We start from the raw sequence: 21,558 nt of genomic DNA, 5'->3' as shown, positions 1-21,558 counted from the left end.
GGTTGCCTTTCACGCGTTGGTGAACGTCTGGCGCTGGGTGCCGAGGCCGTCGATGGACAGCTCGACGGTGTCGCCCGCGCGCAGGTAGGGGGTGCCGGGCAGGCCGAGGGCCACGCCGGCGGGGGTGCCGGTGTTGATGACGTCGCCGGGGTTGAGCACCATGTACTGGCTGAGGTACCAGACCAGGTAGGCGACGTCGAAGATCATGTTCTTGGTGCTGCCGTCCTGGCGCTGCTCGCCGTTGACGCTCAGCCGCAGCGCGAGGTCCTGCGGGTCGCCGGCCTCGTCCGGGGTGACCAGCCAGGGGCCGAGCGGGTTGAAGGTCTCGCAGGACTTGCCGATGTCCCACTGGGCGGAGAACTCAAGCTGGAACTCCCGCTCGGAGACGTCGTTGCTGATCGCGTAGCCCGCGATGCACTGCGCCGCCTCGCTCGGGTCGGCGAGGTAGCGGGCCCGGCGGCCGATGACGACGGCGAGCTCGACCTCCCAGTCGGTCTTCACCGAGCCGCGCGGGATCAGGACCTCGTCGAAGGGGCCGACGACCGTGGACGGGTCCTTCATGAAGACCACGGGCCGCTCGGGGACGGCGGCGCCGGTTTCCGCGGCGTGGTCGCGGTAGTTGAGGCCGATGCAGACCACCTTGCCGGGGCGGGCGACGGGGGCCGCGATCCGCAGGTCGGACGCGTCCACGACGGGCAGCGAACCCTCGGCCAGTGCGGCGCGGACCCGGCCGATCCCGCCCGAGGCGAGGAAGGCCCCGTCGATGTCCTCGGTCAGGCCCGCGAGGGCGTAGACCGTTCCGTCCTCGTCGCGGACGGCCGGCGTCTCCGCTCCCGGCTCGCCGACTCGCAGCAGCTTCATGGTGGCTCCCATCAACACATCGGATGTATCCGTGGTGCCACGACCATACGAGGCTGCCTCGGGCATCGCAAGGATTCCTCCGATGTTTGCTCGCGGGCTGCCCGGACTCGCCCTCAACTACGCAGGTGAAACCGCGCATTGGGGCCCCGGCCGGGATGGGGAAGGGGTGGGGATCACGGTTGGGAAGCATCCGAGGTTTCCTCTTGTCAGTCGGATTTCCGGCTCGTAAAGTCCTCGTCACCAGCAGCCATCCGATGACTGCCGCCGGATGCCCGGACGCCTCGCGATCCGCCCCCACCCGCGCCGCGGCGGCGCCGGCCTTCCCAGCCAAGGAGACCCAGCACCATGAAGCCTCGCTCCTCCAGAATCGCGGCTACGGCCGCCGCCGTGGCCCTCCTGGCGGGCTTCGCCACGGCCTGCAACCGCGGCAGTGACTCGACCTCCTCCGCCTCCGGCGGCGGCAAGCCGGCGATCGGCATCGACCTGCCCCGCGCAGACTCCGACTTCTGGAACTCCTACGCGCAGTACATCAAGCAGGGCGCCTCCTCCCAGGGCCTGAACACCCTGCCGGTGAGCAACTCGCAGAACGACGTGACCAAGCTGGTCGCCAACGTCCAGGTCTTCCAGAACACCGGCGCCAAGGCCGTCGTCATGGCCCCGCAGGACACCGGGGCGATCGCCTCCACCCTGGACCAGCTCTCCGCCAAGAAGATCCCGGTCGTCAGCGTCGACACGCGTCCCGACAGGGGCAACGTCTACATGGTGGTCCGGGCCGACAACAAGGCCTACGGCACCAAGGCCTGCGAATTCCTCGGCAAGCAGCTCGGCGGCAAGGGCAAGGTCGCCGAACTCCAGGGCTCGCTCAGCTCCATCAACGGCCGCGACCGCTCGGAGGCCTTCGCGGCCTGCATGAAGGAGAAGTTCCCCGACATCCAGGTGATCGAGCTGGCCACCGACTGGAAGGGGGACGTCGCCTCCGCGAAGCTCCAGTCGACGCTGGCCGCCAACGCCGACCTCGGCGGGATCTACATGCAGGCCGGCGGCGCCTTCCTGCAGCCGACCCTCGCCCTGCTCCAGCAGAAGGACCTGCTCAAGCCCGCCGGCCAGCCGGGGCACATCGCGATCGTCTCCAACGACGGCATCCCGCAGGAGTTCGACGCCATCCGCAAGGGCGACATCGACGCCACCGTCTCCCAGCCCGCCGACCTGTACGCCAAGTACGCGCTGTCCTACGCGCAGGCGGCTGCCGAGGGCAAGACCTTCCAGGCCGGCCCGACCGACCACGACTCCACCATCATCCAGCTGCCCAACGGCCTGGAGGACCAGCTTCCCGCGCCCCTGGTCACCAAGGACAACGTCGACGACAAGGCCCTGTGGGGCAACAACGTCAGCAAGTGACCAGGCCCCCGCGGGCGGGCGGAGCACGGCACCCAGGCCGATGGCCCGCCCGTCCGCGGAACCCACGGAGAGGACACCCCGCCATGGCGGATCCCAGCCCCGTCCGGGGCCCCGTCGTCGAGGCCGACGGGATCAGCAGGCGCTTCGGCGCCACCGTCGCCCTCAGCGACGCCCGCATCTCGGTCGCCCCCGGTGAATCGCACGCCCTGGTCGGGCGCAACGGCGCGGGCAAATCCACCCTCGTCTCGATCCTCACCGGGCTGCAGAACCCCGACACCGGCACCCTGCGGTACAACGGCGAACCCGCCCCCGCCCCGGGCGACACCGACGCCTGGCGCTCGCGCGTCGCCTGCGTCTACCAGCGCTCCACGATCATCCCCGCGCTGACCGTCGCGGAGAACCTCTTCTTGGACCGGCAGAGCACCGGCGCGCTGCGCCCGATCAGCTGGAAGCGACTGCGGCACCGGGCGAGCGAGTTGCTCGCCGAGTACGGTGTGGACGTCGACCCGACGGCCCGCGCCGAGGACCTCACCGTCGAGCAGCGCCAGTTCGTCGAGATCGCCCGCGCGCTGTCCTTCGGCGCCCGGTTCATCATCCTGGACGAGCCCACCGCCAAGCTCGACGCCCGCGGCATCGAGAAGCTCTTCGCCAAACTGCGCGGACTCCAGGAACAGGGCGTCGCGTTCCTGTTCATCTCGCACCACCTGCAAGAGGTCTACGAGCTCTGCAGCACCGTCACGGTCTACCGCGACGCCCGGCACATCGTCACCGCCCCGGTCGCCGGCCTCGACCAGCACGCCCTGGTGGAGGCGATGACCGGCGAGTCCTCCCGCGGCATGGAGCCCAGCTGGTCGGCGACCGGCCGAGCGCTCCCGGACGACGCGCCGCCGCTGCTCGACGTCACGGGCCTGAGCCTGGCCGGCCACTACGGGGACGTCGACCTGACCGCCCGGCCCGGCGAGGTGGTCGGCCTGGCCGGCGCCGCCGCCAGCGGCAACGTCCAGCTCGGCGAGACCCTCGCGGGACTGCACCGGCCCGTCGCCGGGACCGTCACCGTCGCCGGACGACCGGTGCGCACCGGAAAGGTCCCCGCCGCGCTCGCCGCCGGCATCGGGTTCGTCCCCGAGGACCGGCACATCCAGGGACTGATCCCGCAGCGCAGCGTCGCCGAGAACGCGACCCTCACCGTCACCGGCCGGCTCGGCCCGTACGGCACCGTCCTGCCCTCGCGCACGCGCGGCTTCGCCCAGCGCATGATCGGCGACCTCGACATCAAGACCCCCGGCCCCGGCACCCCGGTGTCCGCGCTGTCCGGAGGCAACCAGCAGAAGGTCGTCATCGCCCGCGCGCTGGCCACCGAGCCGCACGTCCTGGTCGCCATCCGCCCGACCAACGGCGTCGACATCAAGTCCAAGGAATCCCTGCTCGGCACCATCCGCCAGGTCGCCGACGACGGGAGGACCGCCCTGATCGTCTCCGACGAACTCGACGACCTGCGCGTCTGCGACCGCGTCCTGACCATGTTCCAGGGGCGCGTGGTCGCCGAGTTCGAATCCGGCTGGAGCGACGACGAACTGGTCGCGGCCATGGAGGGCATGTCCGGCCCGACCGACACGAAGGAAAGCAATGTCTCCCACCACTGAGCTTCCCGAGCTCCCCGGCGCGGCGGCCGACGCCCCCGCGGGCCGCCGCCTCGACCTCGCCCGCTACCGCGACCTGTCGCTCGTCCCGGTCCTGTTCGTGCTGGGCGTCATCGGCTTCATCGTGTCGCCGGCCTTCCTCACCTCCGACAACCTCCTCGGCGTCGGCCAGCAAGCCACCGAACTGAGCCTGCTGGTCCTCGCCGAGGCGCTCATCCTGATCGCCGGGCGGATGGACCTCTCCCTGGAATCCACCATCGGCGTCGCCCCGGTGATCGCCGTCTGGCTCGTCCTGCCCGACCACGGCGCCCGCTTCAACGGCCTCGGGCTCTTCCCCACCTGGACGGCCATCCCCCTGTGCCTGCTGGTCGGCGCCCTCATCGGCGCGATCAACGGCTTCCTCATCCTCAAGCTGCGCCTCAACGGCTTCATCGTCACCCTCGGCGCGCTCACGCTGCTCCGTGGCCTCCAAGTCGCCATCTCCCAGGGCCAGTCCATCGTCAACGTGCCGGACTCCTTCCGCTACCTCGGCAGCGCGAGCTGGCTCGGCGTCCCGGCCGCGATCTGGATCTGTGCCCTGCTCTTCCTGATCGGCGGCAGCGCCCTCGCCTGGCTGCGGCACGGCCGTGCGCTGTACGCGATCGGCGGAAACGCCGAGGCCGCCCGGGCCGCGGGCATCCGCGTCGACCGGATCACCTGGGCCGTGCTGATCCTCGGCGGCCTGCTCGCCGCCTTCGCCGGCGTCCTCTACACCGGCCACTACGGCTCGATCTCCGCCGATCAGGGCAACGGCTGGATCTTCCAGGTCTTCGCCGCCACCGTCATCGGGGGCGTCAGCCTCAACGGCGGCCGCGGCACGCTCTTCGGCGCCCTCACCGGTGTCCTGACGCTCCAGCTCGTGGTGAACGTCATGACCCTGGCCGGTGTCCCGCCCCTGTGGAACCAGTTCCTCAACGGCGCGATCATCATCATCGCGCTGATCATCTCCCGCTACGCCTCCGGCGAGAAGCAGGAGTAGTCCGAGGGCCGTCACCCGACCGTGCCGGACCGTCCCGTCCGGCACGGCCGCGTCGTGGGCCGGCGGCGTCCGGGATCACGTCGGGCCGAGGCTCTGGGCGCACCAGATGGTCTTGCCGCTGGTGCTGTGTCGGGTGCCCCAGCCCTGGGTGAGCTGGGCGACGAGCATCAGGCCCCGGCCGCCCTCGTCGAAGGTGCGCGCCCGGCGCAGGTGCGGGGAGGTGTCACTGCCGTCGGAGACCTCGCAGATCAGCGAGGTGTTCCGGATCAGCCGCAGCCTGATGGGCGGTTGGCCGTACTTGATCGCGTTGGTGACGAGCTCGCTGACGACCAGTTCGGTGACGAACGCCGTCTCCTCCAGGCCCCAGACGGCCAGTTGGTCGGCGGCCAGCCGCCTGGCGTGCGCCACCTGCGCGAAGTCGGACTCGATGTCCCAGTCGGCGACGTGGTCGGGGTCCAGCGCGCGGGTGCGGGCGAGCAGCAGGGCCGCGTCGTCGGTGCGGTGCTCCGCCAGCATGGCCTTCATCGCCGTGTCGCAGAGCGCCTCCAGCGACGCGGCCGGCTCGCTGAGGACCCGGAGCAGATCGGCGGTCCCCTGCTCGGCGCCGCGCTCGCGGCTCTCCACCAGGCCGTCGGTGTAGAGGGCGAGCAGACTGCCTTCGGGCAGCTCGATCTCGGTCGCCTCGAACGGCAGCCCGCCGACGCCGAGCGGGGGCCCCGGCTGGGCTTCGACGGCGGTGCCGGTGCCGTCCGGCGAGACGACCAGGGGCAGCGGATGGCCCGCGCTCGCCATGGCGCAGCGGCGGGAGACCGGGTCGTACACGGCGTACAGGCAGGTGGCGCCGGTCTCGCCGGTCGGCTCGTAGCCGCCGTCGGGCCGGGGGTCGTCGGGGAGGTGGAGGACCAGGTCGTCCAGGTGGGTGAGCAGCTCGTCGGGCGGCAGGTCCACGTCGGCCAGGGTGCGGACCGCCGTGCGCAGCCTTCCCATGCTGGCCGAGGCGTGCACGCCGTGGCCGACGACGTCGCCGACGACCAGGGCGACCCGGGCGCCGGACAGCGCGATGACGTCGAACCAGTCACCGCCCACGCCGGCGCCGGCTCCCGCGGGCAGGTAGCCGGAGGCCACGTCGATCGCGCCGTGATACGGCAGCCGCTGGGGCAGCAGGCTGCGTTGCAGGGTCAGCGCGAGGGCGTGCTCGCGCGTGTAGCGGCGGGCGTTGTCGATGGCGACGGCGGCCTTGGCGGCCAGTTCCTCGGCGAGGATCAGATCGTCGGCGGTGAAGGCCTCGGGCCGGTCGCGGCGGGCGAAGGCGACGACGCCGAGCACGGCGCCGCGTGCCAGCAGCGGCACGGTGATCTTTCCTGTCAGCCCCTTCGCGGCGATGGACCGGTCGATCAGCGGGGTGCCCGGCGGCCAGTGGGCGGGATCGGCGGCGAGACCGGGGCCGAAGGCCCATTCGCCGCCCTGGTTGGGTTCGGCGGCGAGCTGCACCACGGACCTGCCGGCGGACATGCAGCGGGCGGCGACGGAACCGGGGGCGTAGCTGACCCGCGCGGACGGTCCGGGCGGCAGGTCGGGGTCCTCCTTCGCGCTGTGCCGGGCGGCGCGGCCGAGCGTGATGGTGCCGCCCGCGGCGACCGCGGCGGAGGCGGGCGGTTCCTCCCCGCGCAGCACCTCGTCGAAGAGGTCGACGGTGACGAGGTCGGCGAAGCCGGGCACCGGGGTCTCGGCCAGTTCCCGGGCGGTGCTGGTCACGTCCAGGGTCCGGCCGATGCCCCGGGTGGCCTCGTTGAGGATGAGCAGGCGCTGGCGGGCCCAGTACTCGGCGCTCATGTCGAAGCCCCAGTTGGCGACCGCGCGCACCGTGCCCCCGGCGTCCCGGACGGGCCAGATGCTGGTGGCCCAGGCGTTCGCGTAGGCGCTGCCCAGCGGCTTGAAGATCGTGATGAGCCGCGCGGGCACGCCCGTCCTGGCCACCTCGGAGAGCTTGTCGGTGTACGGGACGCCCTGCAGCTCGGGGAACAGCTCGCGGTACTTCTCACCGCGGATCTGCTCCTCCGTGTGCGCGATCACCCGGCACGCGGCGGCGTTCACCCACAGGAACCGCAGGTCGGGGTCGTAGACGCCGAGGGCGAAGGGGCACTGCTCGAAGGCCCGGTCGGCGATCACGGGGCGGCGCGCCCAGCGTTGCACGGTCACCACGCGGCCCACCGCCAGGCCGTCGGCGCCGCGCAGGGGGTGGGCCGTCACCACGGCGTCCACCGTGGAGCCGTCCCGGTGGCGCACGGCGATCAATCCCGTCGGGTCCGGGCCGTCATTCCCGGCTCTGTCATTCCGGGGGCTGCCATTCCCAGGGAAGCCCGGCGGGGGATCGACCAGGAAGTCCGCCACCGGGCGGCCGACGGTCTCCTCGGCCGTCCAGCCGAGTAGCAGGAGTGCGCCCTCGCTCCAGCCGCTCACCACGCCGTCCGGGTCGACCACGACAACGGCGGTGGGTGCGTCCTTCTCGCCAGTCGTCTCCACGCGCGCCTCCGTCCGGGCAGCCGTGCACGCCGGAGGGGGAATTCCGGCGCCACGCTCCAGCCTAGGTCCGGCCCCCGCCACGCGCGCTCCCACCGACGAGGACGGGGAGCGGTCATGGCACGACGACCAGCTTCCCGCGGGTGCGGCCGGTGCGGCTGGCGTCGAAGGCCTCACCCGTCCGGTCCAACCGGAAGGTCCGGGCGACCTCCACCGTCAGGGCGCCGCGGTCGACGGCCGCGGCCAGTTCGGCGAGCTTCGCGCCGTCCGGGCGGACCCAGATCCAGTGGCCGCCGTGCTGCGACACCCCCGGGTCGGCGATGGAGACGTGCCGCCCGCCATCTGCGAGCACGGCCAGGGTCGTCTCCAGCTGGCCGCCGACGAAGTCCGCGACGGCCGAGACACCGCCGGGCGCCAGCGCGCGCACCCGGTCGGTCAGGCCGTCCCCGTACGTCACCGGTTCGGCGCCGAGCCCGCGGAGATACGCGTGGTTGCGCTCCGAGGCGGTGCCGATCACCCGGGCACCGCGGTCGCGGCCGAGCTGCACCGCGAGGCTGCCCACGCCGCCGGCCGCGCCGTGCACCAGGAGCACGTCTCCGGGCCCGACCGCGAGCCCTTCCAGGCAGCGCAGCGCGGTGAGGCCGGCCAACGGGAGCCCGGCCGCCTGCGCCCAGTCGAGTCCGGCCGGCTTGCGCGCCACCGCGGGCGCGGCGACCGCGACGTACTCCGCGAAGGTGCCGGCCTGGACCACGTCCTTGCGGGCGTAGGCCATCACCTCGTCCCCGGGCGCGAACTCGGGTGTGTCGGGGCCGGTCCGGGTGACCACGCCGGCCACGTCCCAGCCGGGGACGACGGGGAAGACGGTGTCCATCATGCCGTCCAGGCCGCCCGCCATGACCTTCCAGTCGACCGGGTTGACGGAGGCCGCCCGGACCTCGATCAGGACCTGGCCGGGACCGACCTTGGGGTCGGGCACCTCGCCGTACCGCAGCCGCGAGTTGTCCGGGGCGTACGAGTCGTAGGTCACCGCGCGCATGAACGGACCTCCAGGGAACCGGTGTTGCAGCCGGGCGGGCAGGGCGCTGTGGGCCACGCTATGCCGGGGGCGGGCGGTCGGCATCCGGGGCGGGTGCCGACCGCCGCCGAGGCCGACACGGATGGCGTGCCGCTGCCGACTGCGGCTTGCCGTGGTTGTCGCACCCCTGGGTGTGGTCGCCCGGACCGGAAAGGTTGCCGTCGTGGTCGATATCCTTCCGGAGGAGGTCGTCGTCGAAACTTTCCGTCAGCCCTCCGATCCCCGGCGTGGTCCGTCGGATCCGTCCGACGGACCGTCGACCGTTCGCGGCGGGGCGGTGCTGCTGCGCTCGACCAGGCTGGTGGCGAGGTCCACCCGCAGCGTGCCGGGCCGGACCCCGCGGGCCAGGTCGATGACCAGGCGCGTCGCCACCTCGGCCATCTCGGTCAGCGGCTGGCGCACGGTGGTCAGCGGCGGGCCGACCCAGCGGGCCAGCGGCAGGTCGTCGAAGCCGACCACGCTGAGGTCCTCCGGGATGCGCAGTCCCAGCTCGCGGGCGGCCTCGTACAGGCCGAGCGCCTGCAGGTCGTTGCCGGCGAACACGGCGGTCGGCCGGTCCGGCAGGCCGAGCAGCTCCAGGCCGAGCCGGCGGCCGGACTCGTGGTGGAAGTCGCCCTCGCGGACGAGCTGCGCGTCGTACGGGATGCCCGCCATGTCGAGCGCCGCCCGGTAGCCGTCGGCCCGGGCCCGGCTGCACATCATCCGGGCGGGGCCGCCGATCAGCCCGATCCGGCGGTGGCCGAGGTCGACCAGGTGGCGGGTGGCGGCCAGGCCGCCGTCCCAGTTGGTGGTGCCGACGGCGGGCACCTGCTGGCCCGGGTCGCCGGCCGGGTCCATGACCACGAACGGGATGTCCCGGCGGGCCAGTTGCTCCCGCAGGGAGCGGTCCAGGTCGGACAGCACCAGCACCACGCCGGTCGGGCGGCGGGCGAGCACCGCGTCCACCCACGACTGGCCGGGGCCGTGCCGCTCGGCGGCCTCGGAGAGCACGATGCTCAGGCCCTCCTCGCGCACCGCGTTCTCGACGCCGCGGATCACCTCCACCGCCCAGGCGCTCTCCAGCTCGTGGAAGACCAGCTCCAGCAGCGGGGCCGCCTGGCGGTTGCCGCGTCGCCGCCGGTAGCCGTGCCGCTGCAGCAGCTCCTCCACCCGCTCCCGGGTGGCCGGGGCGACATCGGCGCGCCCGTTCAGGACTTTCGAAACTGTCGGCGCGGAGACCCCGGCCTCCTGCGCGATCTCGGCGAGCGTGGCCGCTCTGGTCACGAGTTCCTCCTGCACTGCCCCTGCCGGGCGAACTCCGTTGTCGGTGGCGGTACGGCCCGGCCGTGGCCGTGTCGTACCGCACGGATGCTAGCCCGCCGACCGGCCGATGCCGATCCCGTCGGCGCTCTTGACTGTTGGTCAGGTCGGTCCTAGGTTTCCCACAGCATTTCGGCAACTCACTCGAAACATTCGAACCAGAGGGCAGGATATGCGATCGAGAATCGCCGCGATCACCGCGGCCACCGCACTCGTGCTGGGCACGTCCGCCGCCTGCGGTTCGGGCGGCACCTCCTCGGACGCCGGCGCCGGGACGATCCACGTGCTGGTCTACGGCGACGCCGCCAACAAGGTCGAGAAGCAGATCGTCGACACGTTCAACAAGACCTCCGGGGTCAAGGCGGTGCTCGACACCGTCCCCGGCGCGGACTACCAGCAGAAGCTCCAGACCGTCATCACCACGCCGCGGGCCCCCGACGTCTTCTTCAACTGGGGTGGCGGCTCCATCCAGCCGTTCGTCAAGGCCGGTCTGCTGCTCCCGCTGGACGACTTCATCGCCAAGGACCCGGGCCTGAAGGACAACTTCCTGTCCTCGGTGTTCAACTCGGCGGTGGTGGACGGCAAACCGTACGGCGTGCCGATGCGCGGCACCCAGCCGGTGCTGCTGTTCCACAACAAGAAGGTGCTCGCGGACGCCGGGCTCACGCCGCCGAAGACGTGGGACGACCTCGTCGCCGCCGCCAGGACCCTGAAGGCCAAGGGCATCACCCCGATCGCGCTCGGCGGCGGCGACCAGTGGCCCACCCTGATGTGGTTCGAGTACCTCTACGACCGGATCGCCGGCCCCGGCCTGTTCCAGCGGGCGCTGGGCGGCGACCGGGAGGCCTGGGCGAGCGAGGACAGCCGCAAGGCGCTGGCCACCCTCAAGCAGTTGGTCGACGCGGGAGCCTTCGGGAGCAACTCCGACTCCGTGAAGTTCACCGACGGCGGCTCCCCGGCCCTGGTCGCCAAGGGCAAGGCCGCCTTCGAGCTGATGGGCTCCTGGTACTACTCCACGCAGCAGGACGCCAACCCGGACTTCGCGAAGTCCGGCCTCGGCTACACCGGCTTCCCGGCCGTGAGCGGCGGCAAGGGCGACCCGGCCGACGTCGTCGGCAACACCAACAACTTCTACTCCGTGCTGAAGAAGACCAAGCACCCGGAGGCCGCCGCAGCCTTCCTCAAGCTCATGTACTCCGACGAGTTCGTGAAGGCGCAACTGGCCATCGGCAACCTGCCGACCACCACCGGCACCGCCGGCTTCCTCGACCTCTCGGCCAGCCCCGCCTACTCCAAGGACCAGTACGAGCTGGTCAAGGCCGCCCCCTCGTTCCAGCTCTCCTGGGACCAGGCCTACCCGCCGAGCGCCATGACCCCGATGCACACCGCCGTGCAGCAGTTCTTCGACGGCAGGACCGACGCCGACGGCTTCATCAAGGCCATGCAGGCCTTGCCGGCCTCATGACGCGCGGTGCCGGCGCCGGCCCGGGGACGACCCGCCCGGGTGTCGTCTGGGCGGTGCCCGCGGCGGTGTTCTTCCTGTTGTTCGCGCTCACACCGATGGCGCTCGTCGCCGTGCTCTCCTTCACCAGCTGGGACGGCATCGGCGAGCCGCACTTCAACGGCCTGGACAACTGGCGCACCCTGCTCCACGACCCCGTGATGCTCCAGTCCGTCTGGACCACCCTGCTGCTCACCGCCCTCGGCGTGGTCACCCAGACACCGGTCAGCCTCCTGCTCGGCGTCTGGGCCGCCGGGCACCAGCGCAACCGGGCCGTGCTCTCCGCGGTCTACTTCGTGCCGCTGCTGCTCTCGGCGACCGCCGTCTCGGTGGTGTGGCGGGCCGTCCTCGACCCCAACTTCGGCGTGCCCGCCCAGCTCACGTGGCTGTTCGGCGACGGCAACCTGCTCGGCAGCAGGAGCGGCGCGATCGGGGTGCTGACCTTCGTCGGCGTGTGGCAGTTCACCCCGCTGCACGCGCTGATCTACCAGGGCGGCGCCCGGGCCGTCCCGCAGGTGCTCTACCAGGCCGCGGCCGTCGACGGGGCGGGCACCGTACGGCAGTTCTTCCACATCACCCTGCCGCAGCTGCGCAACACCGTCGTCACCTCGGTGATCCTGATGGTGGTCGGCGGCCTGACCACCTTCGACACGGTGCTGATCCTCACCCAGGGCGGTCCGGGCACGGACACCACCGTCACTGCCTACTACATGTACCAGAAGGCGTTCAAGGGCTTCGACTTCGGCACGGGGTCGGCCATCGCGCTGGTCCTCGTGGTGGTCGCCACCCTGATCTCGCTCGCGGTGGTCAGGCTCTCCGGCTACGACCGGATGCGCGGCACGACGGAGGGCCTGTGATGCGCCGACGCCCCAACCTCCTGGCCGGGTTCGGCTCCCTGGTGTGGCTGGTGCTGGTCGGCCTGCCGCTGTACGTGCTGCTGATCGCCACCTTCCGCACCCGCTCCGACTACTCCACCGAGGGCCCGCTGAGCCCGCCCGCGCAGTGGACGCTGCGGAACTACCTGGCCGACCTCTCGGGCGGCTTCGGCAAGGACCTCCTCAACACCCTGACCGTCACCGCGGGTGTGGTCGCCATCGTGCTGCTGGTCGTCCCGCCCCTCGCCTACGCCATCGTGCGCGCCCGCGGCCGGGCCACCGGCTGGGTGTTCCGGATGTTCCTGCTGGGCCTGGCGATCCCCGCCCAGGCGGTGATCGTGCCGATGTTCTACGTGATCGGCAGGACCGGCCTGTACGACCACCTGATCGGAGTCATCCTCCCGACGGCCGCCTTCTGCCTGCCCGTCTGCACCCTGGTGCTGACCGGCGCCATGCGCGACATCGGCCCCGAGCTGTACGAGGCGATGGCGATGGACGGCGCGTCCCCGGCGCGGGTGTTCCGGCAGCTGGTGCTCCCGCTGTCCAAGGGCGGGCTGGCCTCGATCGTGGTCTTCGCCGCCCTCCAGGCCTGGAACGGCTTCCTCTTCCCGCTGATCCTCACCCAGTCCGACTCCACGAAGGTCATCACCCTCGGCCTGTACGAGTTCCAGACCGAACACGGCGTGGACGTGCCCGGACTGCTGAGCGCCGTGGTGCTGTCCATGCTCCCCGTCTTCATCGTCTACCTGTTCGCCCGGCGCGCCCTGGTCCAGGGCCTCACGGGCTTGGGAGGGAAATGAACGGCCTCGGCAACTCCCCGAGCACGGCTCCCTGGCAGGACCCCGCACTGACGCCGGAGGCCAGGGCGGACGCCCTGATCGCGGTGATGACCCTGCGGGAGAAGACCGCCCAACTGGTCGGCGTCTGGGTGGGCGCCGACAGCGAGGGCGGAGAAGTCGCCCCGCACCAGCACGAGATGGAGCAGCCGCCCGACCTCGACGCCCTCCTGCCGCACGGGCTCGGCCAGTTGACCCGCCCGTTCGGCACCGCCCCGGTCGACCCGGCGCTCGGCGCGCTCTCGCTGCTGCGCACCCAGCAGCGGATCGCCGCCGCCAACCGCTTCGGCATCCCGGCGTTGGCCCACGAGGAGTGTCTGGCCGGCTTCGCCGCCTGGGGCGCGACCGCCTACCCCGTCCCCCTGTCCTGGGGCGCCACCTTCAACCCGGAGCTCGTCAAGGCGATGGCTGCGGCCATCGGGCGCGACCTGCGGGCCGTCGGCGTGCACCAGGGCCTCGCCCCGGTGCTCGACGTCGTCCGCGACGCCCGGTGGGGGCGGGTCGAGGAGACGATCGGCGAGGACCCGTACCTGGTCGCCACCGTCGCCACCGCCTACGTCCAGGGCCTGGAGTCGGCCGGGGTCGTCGCCACCCTCAAGCACTTCGCCGGGTACTCGGCCTCCCGCGCCGGACGCAACCTCGCCCCCGTCTCGATGGGCCCGCGCGAGCGCGCCGACGTCATCCTGCCGCCCTTCGAGATGGCCGTCCGGGAAGGCCGTCCGCGCTCGGTCATGCACGCCTACACCGACACCGACGGCGTCCCCTCCGCCGCCGACGAAGCCCTGCTCACCGGACTGCTCCGGCACACCTGGGGATTCACCGGCACGGTCGTCGCCGACTACTTCGGCATCGCCTTCCTCAAAACGCTGCACGGCGTCGCCGAGGACTGGTCCGACGCCGCCGCCCTGGCCCTGGCCGGCGGGGTCGACGTCGAGCTGCCGACCGTGAAGACCTTCGGGCAGCCGCTGCTCGACGCGGTCGCGGCGGGCAGCGTCCCGGAGGACGTGATCGACCGGGCACTGCGCCGCGTCCTCGCCCAGAAGGCCGAACTGGGCCTGCTGGACGCGGACTGGAGCCCCGTACCCGCCGCCCTCGCCGACGCGGACCCGAGCGAGCCGGAGGCGCTGCGCGGCACGGTGGACCTGGACCCGCCCGCCAACCGCGCGCTCGCCGCCGAAGTCGCCGAGCAGGCCGTGGTGCTGCTGCGCAACGACGGCCTGCTGCCGCTGCGCGGCCCCGCCCGGATCGCGCTGATCGGCCCCAACGCCGACGAACCCACCGCGGTGCTCGGCTGCTACTCCTTCCCCGTGCACGTCGGCGGACAGCACCCGAAGACCCCGCTCGGCATCGAACTCCCCACCTTGCGAGCGTCGTTGACGGAGGAGTTCGCTGACAGCGAGGTGCGGACGGTGCGCGGCGTGACGGTCGACGGCGAGGACACCGCCGGCATCGCCGAGGCCGTACGGGCCGCCCGGTGGGCCGACGTGGTGGTGCTCGCCCTCGGCGACCGGGCCGGGCTGTTCGGGCGCGGCACCAGCGGCGAGGGATGCGACGCCGCCTCGCTCGAACTGCCCGGCAGACAACGGGACCTGCTGGAGGCGGTGCTGGACTCCGGGACGTCCGTGGTGGTCACCCTGCTGGCCGGTCGGCCGTACGCGCTGGGCCGCGCGGTCACCGGAGCGGCAGGGATCGTCCAGTGCTTCTTCCCCGGCGAGGCCGGGACCCGGGCGCTCGCCGGCGTGCTCAGCGGGCGGGTCAACCCGTCCGGGCGCCTGCCCGTCTCCGTCCCCGCTCACCCCGCCGTCCAGCCCGCCACCTACCTGGCCGCCCGGCTGGCCCAGGCCGACGACGTCTCCAGCATCGATCCGACCCCCGCCTACGGCTTCGGACACGGGCTCGGCTACAGCGAGTTCGCGTGGTCCGGCCTGGACGTGCAGGTGGCGGAGACCGGGACCGACGGCGCGTTCCGGCTCGGCTTCGAGCTCCACAACACCGGCGCGCGGGCGGGGGCGGAGGTGGTGCAGCTGTATCTGCACGATCCGGTGGCAAGCGTCGTGCAGCCGGTGCAGCGGCTGGTCGGCTACCGGAGGATCCGGCTCGAAGCCGGAGCCGGCTGCCGGGTGGAGCTGACTCTTCCCGCCGACCTGGCGTCCTTCACCGGCCGCGACGGCAGGCGGATCGTCGAACCCGGCGCGCTGGAACTGAGGATCTCCGCCTCCAGCACCGACCACCGCCTGACCGTCCCGCTGCGCCTCACCGGCCCGCCGCGCCCGCTCGACCACACCCGCCGACTGCACCCGACCGTCGCCGTCCACGACCTCCCACAAGCCGCCACCCCGTAACGGAGGAGGCCCCTCGAACCCGACGGGCCGTGGCTCATTCGCCCGCGGCCACGGGCGCGGGCGCTCTCCGCTCAGGGTGGGCGGCCGCCGGTGTCCCGGGGTCAGCCGGTGATCGGCTGTGCGGGCAGCACGTGGTCACCGCCCTTGTCGGTGCTCAGGCACAGCGAGCAGACGGCCGCCTCATGGGTGGCACAGGCGGCCAGGTCGGGGCGCTCGTAGGGCTGGTGGCAGACGTGGCAGTCGAGAGTGACGGCGCTGGGATTGCCCGCGGCGTCGAGCAGGGGCTCGTCGATTCCGTCGCCGGTGCGGCGCAGGTAGTACCGGCCCTTGGTGACGGTCGCCATCAGCGGGGTGAGGACGAAGGCGATGACGGCGGCGGCCACGGGCGAGTACGGCTGGAGGGTGTCGCCGAGGGCGTGGAAGTACATGGCGATCGACAGGCCCGAGGCGGCGACGAAGGCCACCACGCCGACCGGGTTGACGGCGTACAGCATCCCGCGCCGGAACTCGGGCTGGAGCGGGGAGAGCTTCAGCAGGTACTTGTTGACGCCGATGTCGGTGGCGACGGTGACGACCCAGGCGATCGCGCAGTTCGAGTAGAAGCCCAGGATGCTGTTGAGGAAGCTGAACATGTCGGCTTCCATCAGGGCGAGCGCGAAGCCGAGGTTGACCAGGACGAAGACCATCCGGCCGGGGTAGTGCCTGGTGACCCGGGTGAAGGAGTTCGTCCAGGCCAGCGAGCCGGAGTAGGCGTTGGTGACGTTGATCTTGATCTGGCTGATCACGACGAGGGCCACCGCGAGCGGGATGACCAGCCAGGACGGCATCATCGCGTCGAAGGCGCCCTTGAACTGCCGGATCGGCTCCGGGGCGGCGGTGGCACCGACCCCGGCGATGATGTAGACGGCGAGGAAGACGCCGATGGCCTGCTTCAGGGCGCCGAGGACCACCCAGCCGGGACCGGCCATGATCACGGCGGTCCACCAACCGCGCTTGTTGGCCTCGGTCTTGGGCGGCATGAAGCGCAGGTAGTCGATCTGCTCGCCGATCTGCGCGATCAGGGACAGGCAGACACCGGCGCCGAGCAGGACGGAGGCGGGGTTGACGCCCCCCTCGCCGTCGGTGCCGGCGTAGGAGAGGAAGCGGTCGACGGTGCCGGGGTCGTCGGCGATCAGGTAGACCAGCGGGGCGACCATCAGCACCAGCCAGACCGGCGTCGTCCACACCTGGAGCTTGCTGAGCGCCTTCATGCCGAAGATCACCAGGGGGATCACCATCAGCGTGGAGACCGCGTAGCCCAGCCACAGCGGCAGCCCGAGGCCGAGCTCGAGGCCCTGGGCCATGATCGAGCCTTCGAGGGCGAAGAAGATGAAGGTGAAGCTCGCGAAGATGACGCTGGTCAGCACCGAGCCGTAATAGCCGAAGCCGGAGCCACGGGTGATCAGGTCGAGGTCGATGTTGTAGCGGGCTCCGTAGTAGGCGAGCGGGAAGCCGGTGACGAAGATGACCACTGCGGCCACCGCGATCGCGACAAGCGCGTTGCCGGTGCCGTGGGCCAGGCCGATGCCGGCGCCGATGGAGAAGTCGGCCATGTACGCGATGCCGCCGAGCGCGGTGGTCGCCACGACAATTGGGGTCCAGCGGCGGTAGCTGCGGGGCGCGAAGCGGAGGGTGTAGTCCTCCAGGGTCTCCTTCGTCGCCTGGCTCTTCTCGGCGTCGGGTGGTGTGGTCGTCGTCGGACGCGACTCGGTGGTGGTCATGGTCCGCCTTTCCGGGGTGCGGTGTGAGCGGACACGCTAGGAACCGCTTGTTTCCCCACGAGCCCGCGCGGTGTGAACGGCGCGTAACCGGATGCTCACCCGCGACGCCGCGCCGCGGCCCGCCGACCGCTTCGAACTCCCTCCAGGCCACCCGATCCACGCCGCATCGTGAGCTGCCACGAGCGGCTCCTCCTTCGAGTCGATACATGGGATGAATCCCGGGTGAAAGGCCACCCGAGGTGGCCAGAGGAAGGGCCGACGCGCGGCATAGTTCCAGGCAGTGTGCCGAGTTCAACGAAGGGAAGGCATTGGATCTCTTCCGAGACATGGGATCACCTGATACGTTGGCGCCGTGTCCCTGACTGACAGAGCCATCGCCCGCATCCGCCGGATGATCCAGGAGGGCGAGCTGGCCCCGGGTTCGAAGCTGCCCCCCGAGCAGCAGCTCGCGGCCGAGCTCGGCCTGTCCCGGAACCTGATGCGCGAGGCGGTCAAGTCGCTCGTCGTCGCCCGGGTCCTGGAGATCAGGCGCGGCGACGGCACCTACGTGACCAGCCTGGCGCCCGGTCTGCTGCTGGAAGGGCTCGGCGGCGCGGTGGAGCTGCTCCAGGGGGACACCGTCCTCGAACTCACCGAGGTGCGCAGGCTCTTCGAGCCGGTCGCCACCGCGCTGGCCGCCACCCGCATCACCGACGAGGACCTCGCCGAGGTGGAGCGTCACCTGGCGGCCATGCGGGACGCACGGGACGACGTCGAGCTGCTGACCCGGCACGACGCCGCCTTCCACCGGGCGGTGATCCGGGCCACCGGGAACGAGACCCTGGCCACCCTGCTGGAGCACATCTCCGGGCGCACGCTGCGGGCCCGGGTCTGGCGCGGGCTGGCCGACGCCGACGCGGCCGGGCGGACCATCGCCGAGCACGAGGCGATCCTCGACGCCCTCGTCGCCCGCGACCCGAACCTCGCCCAGGCCGCCGCCCTGATGCACGTCAACACCACCGAACGCTGGCTGCGCGAGCACCTGGCCGAGGGGGAGGAGATCCCGGCGGCGACGAGACCGCAGCCGGACCCCCTCCGCACCTGACCGACCGTCAACCACCGACCGAGGAGCGATGCGCGTGAGAGTCGACGCGCACCACCACATATGGGAGTCGGGCCGGCGCCCGCACTCCTGGCTCGACGCGCCGGAGCTGGCCTCCATCCGGCGCGACTTCGGGCCGGCCGACCTGGCCCCCCGGGCCCGGGCGACCGGCATCGACCGCACCGTGCTGGTGCAGGTGCTGCCGGACGCCGCGGAGACCCGGGAGTTCCTCGCCCTGGCCGCCGCCGAACCGCTGATCGCGGGCGTCGTCGGCTGGGCCGACCTCACCGCGCCCGGGATCGCCGACACCCTCGCCGCACTGCGGCGAGGGCCGGGCGGCGACCGGCTCGTCGGCATCCGGCACCTGGTCCAGGGCGAACCCGACCCGGCCTGGCTCGCCCGCCCCGACGTCCGGCGCGGACTGCGCGCGGTCGGCGACGCCGGGCTCTGCTACGACCTGCTCGTCCGGGCCCACCAACTGCCCGCCGCCATCGACGCGGTGCGCGCCCTGCCGGAGCAGCCGTTCGTCCTCGACCACCTCGCCAAACCGCCGATCGCGCGCGGAGAGCTGGAACCCTGGGCCGGCCGCCTGCGCGAACTGGCGCGTGAACCCAACGTCTCCTGCAAGCTCTCCGGCCTGGTGACGGAGGCCGACCCGGCCGGCTGGACCGTCGCCGACCTGCGTCCCTACGCGGAGACCGCCCTCGACGCCTTCGGACCCGAGCGGGTCATGTTCGGCTCGGACTGGCCGGTCTGCCTGGTGGCCGCCTCCTACGAACAAGTCGTCCACACCGCAGACGAGTTGACGGAAGGCCTGGAAGCGCACGAGCGTGCGCAGGTCTTCGGCGGCACCGCGGCCCGGATCTACGGGCTGGACGGACCGGCGCGGCCCGGCGACGGGGAGCCGCCGGCATGAAGGTCCGACTCGCCTACGGTGAGACCGGGCTCGACATCGACGTCGACCCGGCCGTCACCACCGTCGTGGAGCCGCTGCACCACTCCGGCGCCGCCGACGAGACGGCCGCGCTCCGCGCCGCGCTGCGCCGACCGGTCACAGGCCGGCCGCTGCGCGAGCGGGTCAGGCCCGGCCAGACGGTCGCCATCTCCGCCTGCGACGGCACCAGGCCCCAGCCGCGCCACCTGATGATCCCGGCCGTCCTGGCCGAACTCGACGGGATCGTCCGGCCCGAGGACGTGGTGATCCTGGTGGCCACCGGCACCCACCGCGGCAACGACCCGGACGAGCTGCGGCGGATGTTCGGCGACGAGGTGGTCGACCGGATCCGGATCGTCAACCACGACGCCCGCGACGACGCGGCGCTCGCGTGGGTGGGCCGCTGGGGCGACGACGTCCCGGTCCGGCTCAACCGCGAGTGGGTGGAGGCCGACGTCCGGATCACCACCGGTTTCGTCGAGCCGCACTTCTTCGCCGGTTTCTCCGGCGGCCCCAAACTGGTCGCCCCGGGCCTCGCGGGCCTGGAGACCGTGCTGGTCCTGCACGACGCCAAGCGCATCGGCGACCCCCGCGCGACCTGGGGCGTCACCCACGGCAACCCCGTCCACGACGACGTCCGCGCCATCGCGGCGGGCACCGGCGTCGACTTCGCGCTCGACGTCGTCCTCAACCGCGACCACCGCATCGTCGAGGCCTTCGGCGGCGACCTGCTGCCCATGCATGCCGCGGCCACCGCCGCCGCCCGCCGCATCGCGATGCGCCCGGTCGACCACCGCTTCGACGTCGTGGTCACCACCAACGCGGGACACCCGCTCGACCAGAACCTCTACCAGTCCGTCAAGGGCATGTCGGCCGCCCACACGGTGGTCAGGCCCGGCGGCCTCATCGTCTGCGCGGCCGAGTGCCGCGACGGCTTCCCCGACCACGGCTCCTACCGGGAGGTGCTCGCCTCGGCCCCCTCCCCGCAGGCCCTGCTCGCGGACATCGGGGCCAGGCCGCGGACCGTGCCCGACCAGTGGCAGGTGCAGGTCCAGGCCCGGATCCAGTCCTCCTGCCGGGTGGTGATGCACACCTCCCACCTCAGCGACGCCGACCTCGCGACCGCCCACCTGGAACAGACCGCCGACATCTCCGCGACGGTCGCCGAGGCACTCGCCGCCGCCGGCCCGGGCGCCCGCGCGTGCGTCCTGCCGGAAGGGCCCATGACGATCCCGTACCTGCGCAGCGGCGGAGCGTCGGCGCCATGACGCGAGGACAGGTCCTGCTGTGCCTGGACAAGTTCCGCGGCTCGGCCACCGCCGTGCAGGCGTGCCGCTGGCTCGCCGAGGGGATCCGGCAGGCGGCACCGGAGCTGAGCGTCCGCGAGGCACCGGTCGCCGACGGGGGCGAGGGGACGGCGGAGGCGTTCCTCGCGGCAGGCTTCGACGCGGTGCCGGTCCGGGTGAGCGGCCCGACGGGCGAGCCGGTCGACGCCCACCTGGCCGTCCGCGGCGACCGGGCGGTCGTCGAACTGGCCCAGGCCTCCGGACTGCACCTGCTGCCCGAGGACGGGCACGCGCCGCTGACCGCGTCCACCTACGGCACGGGCGAACTGCTGCGCGCCGCACTGGACCTGGGCTGCCGGGAGATCGTCCTCGCCGTGGGCGGCAGCGCCACCACCGACGGCGGCGCAGGTCTGCTCCGGGCCCTCGGCGCGCGCGTCGTCGACGCCCGCGGCGCCGAACTCCCGCCCGGCGGCGCGGCCCTGGCCCACGCGGACCGGGTCGACCTCTCCGGCCTGGACCCCCGCCTCCGCGGCGTCCGGCTCGTCCTGGCCTCCGACGTCGACAACCCGCTGCTCGGCGACGACGGCGCGGCCGCCGTCTTCGCCCCGCAGAAGGGGGCCGACCCGGGCCAGGTCGCGGTACTCGAAGCCGGGCTCGCCCGCTTCGCACGACTCGTCGCGGCGCGGCTGGGAACGGACCCGTCCGACCGGCCGGGAGCCGGGGCGGCCGGCGGCGCCGGGTTCGCGGCGCTGGTCCTCGGCGCGAGCCGGCGCCCGGGCGTCGACGTGCTGCTGTCCGAGCTCGGCCTGGACGCCGCGCTGGCCTCGGCGAGCCTCGTCGTGGTGGGCGAGGGCTGCCTCGACGCGCAGAGCCTGCGCGGCAAGGCGCCGATCGGCGTGGCCGACCGGGCCCGCCGCGCCGGCGTCCCGGTCACCGCCGTCGCCGGACGCGTGGAGGTGTCGCCCGCCGAGCTCGCCGCCCACGGCATCACATCGGCCCACTCCCTCACCGACCGGGCCGGCAGCCCCGCGACCGCGATGGCCGAGACGCGACGCCTGCTCCGGGAGACCGGCGCCGAGCTCGCCCGCCGGCACTCTTCCTGACCACAGCACCCCCCGAGGAGCAGAGCCGC

At 72.6% G+C, this 21,558-nt stretch carries 16 protein-coding genes; 11 read left to right on the top strand and 5 right to left on the bottom strand.

The window, feature by feature from the left end:
* Positions 1-9: 9 nt before the first annotated feature.
* Positions 10-861, bottom strand: a complete 852-nt coding sequence (locus ACFVU9_RS24705) for a fumarylacetoacetate hydrolase family protein (RefSeq protein WP_387596756.1) — start codon at positions 859-861, stop codon at positions 10-12.
* 345 nt (positions 862-1,206) lie between these two features.
* On the opposite strand from ACFVU9_RS24705, the gene ACFVU9_RS24700 reads away from it, so the two are divergent.
* From ACFVU9_RS24700 to ACFVU9_RS24690, 3 genes are all read left to right on the top strand, one after another.
* On the top strand, positions 1,207-2,259 hold the full coding sequence (locus ACFVU9_RS24700; protein WP_387596753.1) for a sugar ABC transporter substrate-binding protein: 1,053 nt from the start codon (positions 1,207-1,209) through the stop codon (positions 2,257-2,259).
* Between the two features lie 83 nt (positions 2,260-2,342).
* On the top strand, positions 2,343-3,902 hold the full coding sequence (locus tag ACFVU9_RS24695) for a sugar ABC transporter ATP-binding protein (protein ID WP_387596750.1): 1,560 nt from the start codon (positions 2,343-2,345) through the stop codon (positions 3,900-3,902).
* Positions 3,886-4,917, top strand: a complete 1,032-nt coding sequence (locus ACFVU9_RS24690) for an ABC transporter permease (protein WP_380446218.1) — start codon at positions 3,886-3,888, stop codon at positions 4,915-4,917. The genes ACFVU9_RS24695 and ACFVU9_RS24690 overlap by 17 nt, the downstream gene beginning before the upstream one ends.
* Positions 4,918-4,992: 75 nt before the next feature.
* On the opposite strand, the gene ACFVU9_RS24685 is transcribed toward ACFVU9_RS24690, so the two are convergent.
* The 3 genes from ACFVU9_RS24685 to ACFVU9_RS24675 form a co-directional block, all read right to left on the bottom strand.
* Positions 4,993-7,440, bottom strand: coding sequence for a SpoIIE family protein phosphatase (locus tag ACFVU9_RS24685; protein ID WP_387596746.1), 2,448 nt, complete (start codon positions 7,438-7,440; stop codon positions 4,993-4,995).
* Positions 7,441-7,552: 112 nt separating this feature from the next.
* Positions 7,553-8,473 carry an NADP-dependent oxidoreductase gene (locus ACFVU9_RS24680; RefSeq protein ID WP_387596743.1) on the bottom strand — a complete coding sequence of 307 codons (921 nt, stop codon included), beginning with the start codon at positions 8,471-8,473 and terminating at the stop codon, positions 7,553-7,555.
* A gap of 246 nt (positions 8,474-8,719) precedes the next feature.
* On the bottom strand, positions 8,720-9,790 hold the full coding sequence (locus ACFVU9_RS24675) for a LacI family DNA-binding transcriptional regulator (protein ID WP_387596740.1): 1,071 nt from the start codon (positions 9,788-9,790) through the stop codon (positions 8,720-8,722).
* 193 nt (positions 9,791-9,983) lie between these two features.
* Here ACFVU9_RS24675 and ACFVU9_RS24670 point away from each other — a divergent pair, with 193 nt between their 5' ends.
* The 4 genes from ACFVU9_RS24670 to ACFVU9_RS24655 are packed head-to-tail and all read left to right on the top strand — an operon-like array spanning position 9,984 to position 15,365.
* Positions 9,984-11,276, top strand: a complete 1,293-nt coding sequence (locus ACFVU9_RS24670) for an ABC transporter substrate-binding protein (RefSeq protein ID WP_387596737.1) — start codon at positions 9,984-9,986, stop codon at positions 11,274-11,276.
* On the top strand, positions 11,273-12,169 hold the full coding sequence (locus ACFVU9_RS24665) for a carbohydrate ABC transporter permease (protein ID WP_387596734.1): 897 nt from the start codon (positions 11,273-11,275) through the stop codon (positions 12,167-12,169). The genes ACFVU9_RS24670 and ACFVU9_RS24665 overlap by 4 nt, the downstream gene beginning before the upstream one ends.
* Positions 12,169-12,987 carry a carbohydrate ABC transporter permease gene (locus ACFVU9_RS24660; protein ID WP_387596731.1) on the top strand — a complete coding sequence of 273 codons (819 nt, stop codon included), beginning with the start codon at positions 12,169-12,171 and terminating at the stop codon, positions 12,985-12,987. The genes ACFVU9_RS24665 and ACFVU9_RS24660 overlap by 1 nt, the downstream gene beginning before the upstream one ends.
* Entirely contained in the window at positions 12,984-15,365 is a 2,382-nt protein-coding gene (locus tag ACFVU9_RS24655; RefSeq protein WP_387596728.1) for a beta-glucosidase, read from the top strand. Before ACFVU9_RS24660 ends, ACFVU9_RS24655 begins: the two co-directional genes overlap by 4 nt.
* Positions 15,366-15,466: 101 nt before the next feature.
* Here the strand turns inward: ACFVU9_RS24655 and ACFVU9_RS24650 are convergent, their stop codons facing one another.
* Positions 15,467-17,125 carry a purine-cytosine permease family protein gene (locus tag ACFVU9_RS24650; RefSeq protein WP_387596726.1) on the bottom strand — a complete coding sequence of 553 codons (1,659 nt, stop codon included), beginning with the start codon at positions 17,123-17,125 and terminating at the stop codon, positions 15,467-15,469.
* A gap of 352 nt (positions 17,126-17,477) precedes the next feature.
* On the opposite strand from ACFVU9_RS24650, the gene ACFVU9_RS24645 reads away from it, so the two are divergent.
* From ACFVU9_RS24645 to ACFVU9_RS24630, 4 genes are read left to right on the top strand one after another with little or no spacing between them, the layout of a single operon-like run.
* Entirely contained in the window at positions 17,478-18,209 is a 732-nt protein-coding gene (locus tag ACFVU9_RS24645) for a FadR/GntR family transcriptional regulator (protein WP_387596722.1), read from the top strand.
* Positions 18,210-18,243: 34 nt separating this feature from the next.
* Positions 18,244-19,122 (top strand): amidohydrolase family protein, encoded by an 879-nt coding sequence (locus ACFVU9_RS24640; RefSeq protein WP_387596719.1) that lies wholly within the window; start codon positions 18,244-18,246, stop codon positions 19,120-19,122.
* The gene (gene larA / locus ACFVU9_RS24635; protein ID WP_387596716.1) at positions 19,119-20,408 is read left to right on the top strand and encodes a nickel-dependent lactate racemase; all 1,290 of its coding nucleotides are present in this window, start codon (positions 19,119-19,121) and stop codon (positions 20,406-20,408) included. Before ACFVU9_RS24640 ends, larA begins: the two co-directional genes overlap by 4 nt.
* The gene (locus ACFVU9_RS24630) at positions 20,405-21,529 is read left to right on the top strand and encodes a glycerate kinase (protein WP_387596713.1); all 1,125 of its coding nucleotides are present in this window, start codon (positions 20,405-20,407) and stop codon (positions 21,527-21,529) included. The genes larA and ACFVU9_RS24630 overlap by 4 nt, the downstream gene beginning before the upstream one ends.
* Positions 21,530-21,558: the final 29 nt, after the last annotated feature.

The organism is Kitasatospora sp. NPDC057936, from assembly GCF_042887525.1.
GTDB lineage: Bacteria > Actinomycetota > Actinomycetes > Streptomycetales > Streptomycetaceae > Kitasatospora.
Note: the sequence above shows the minus strand (reverse complement) of the source record. Positions and strands in the feature narration are given on the sequence as shown.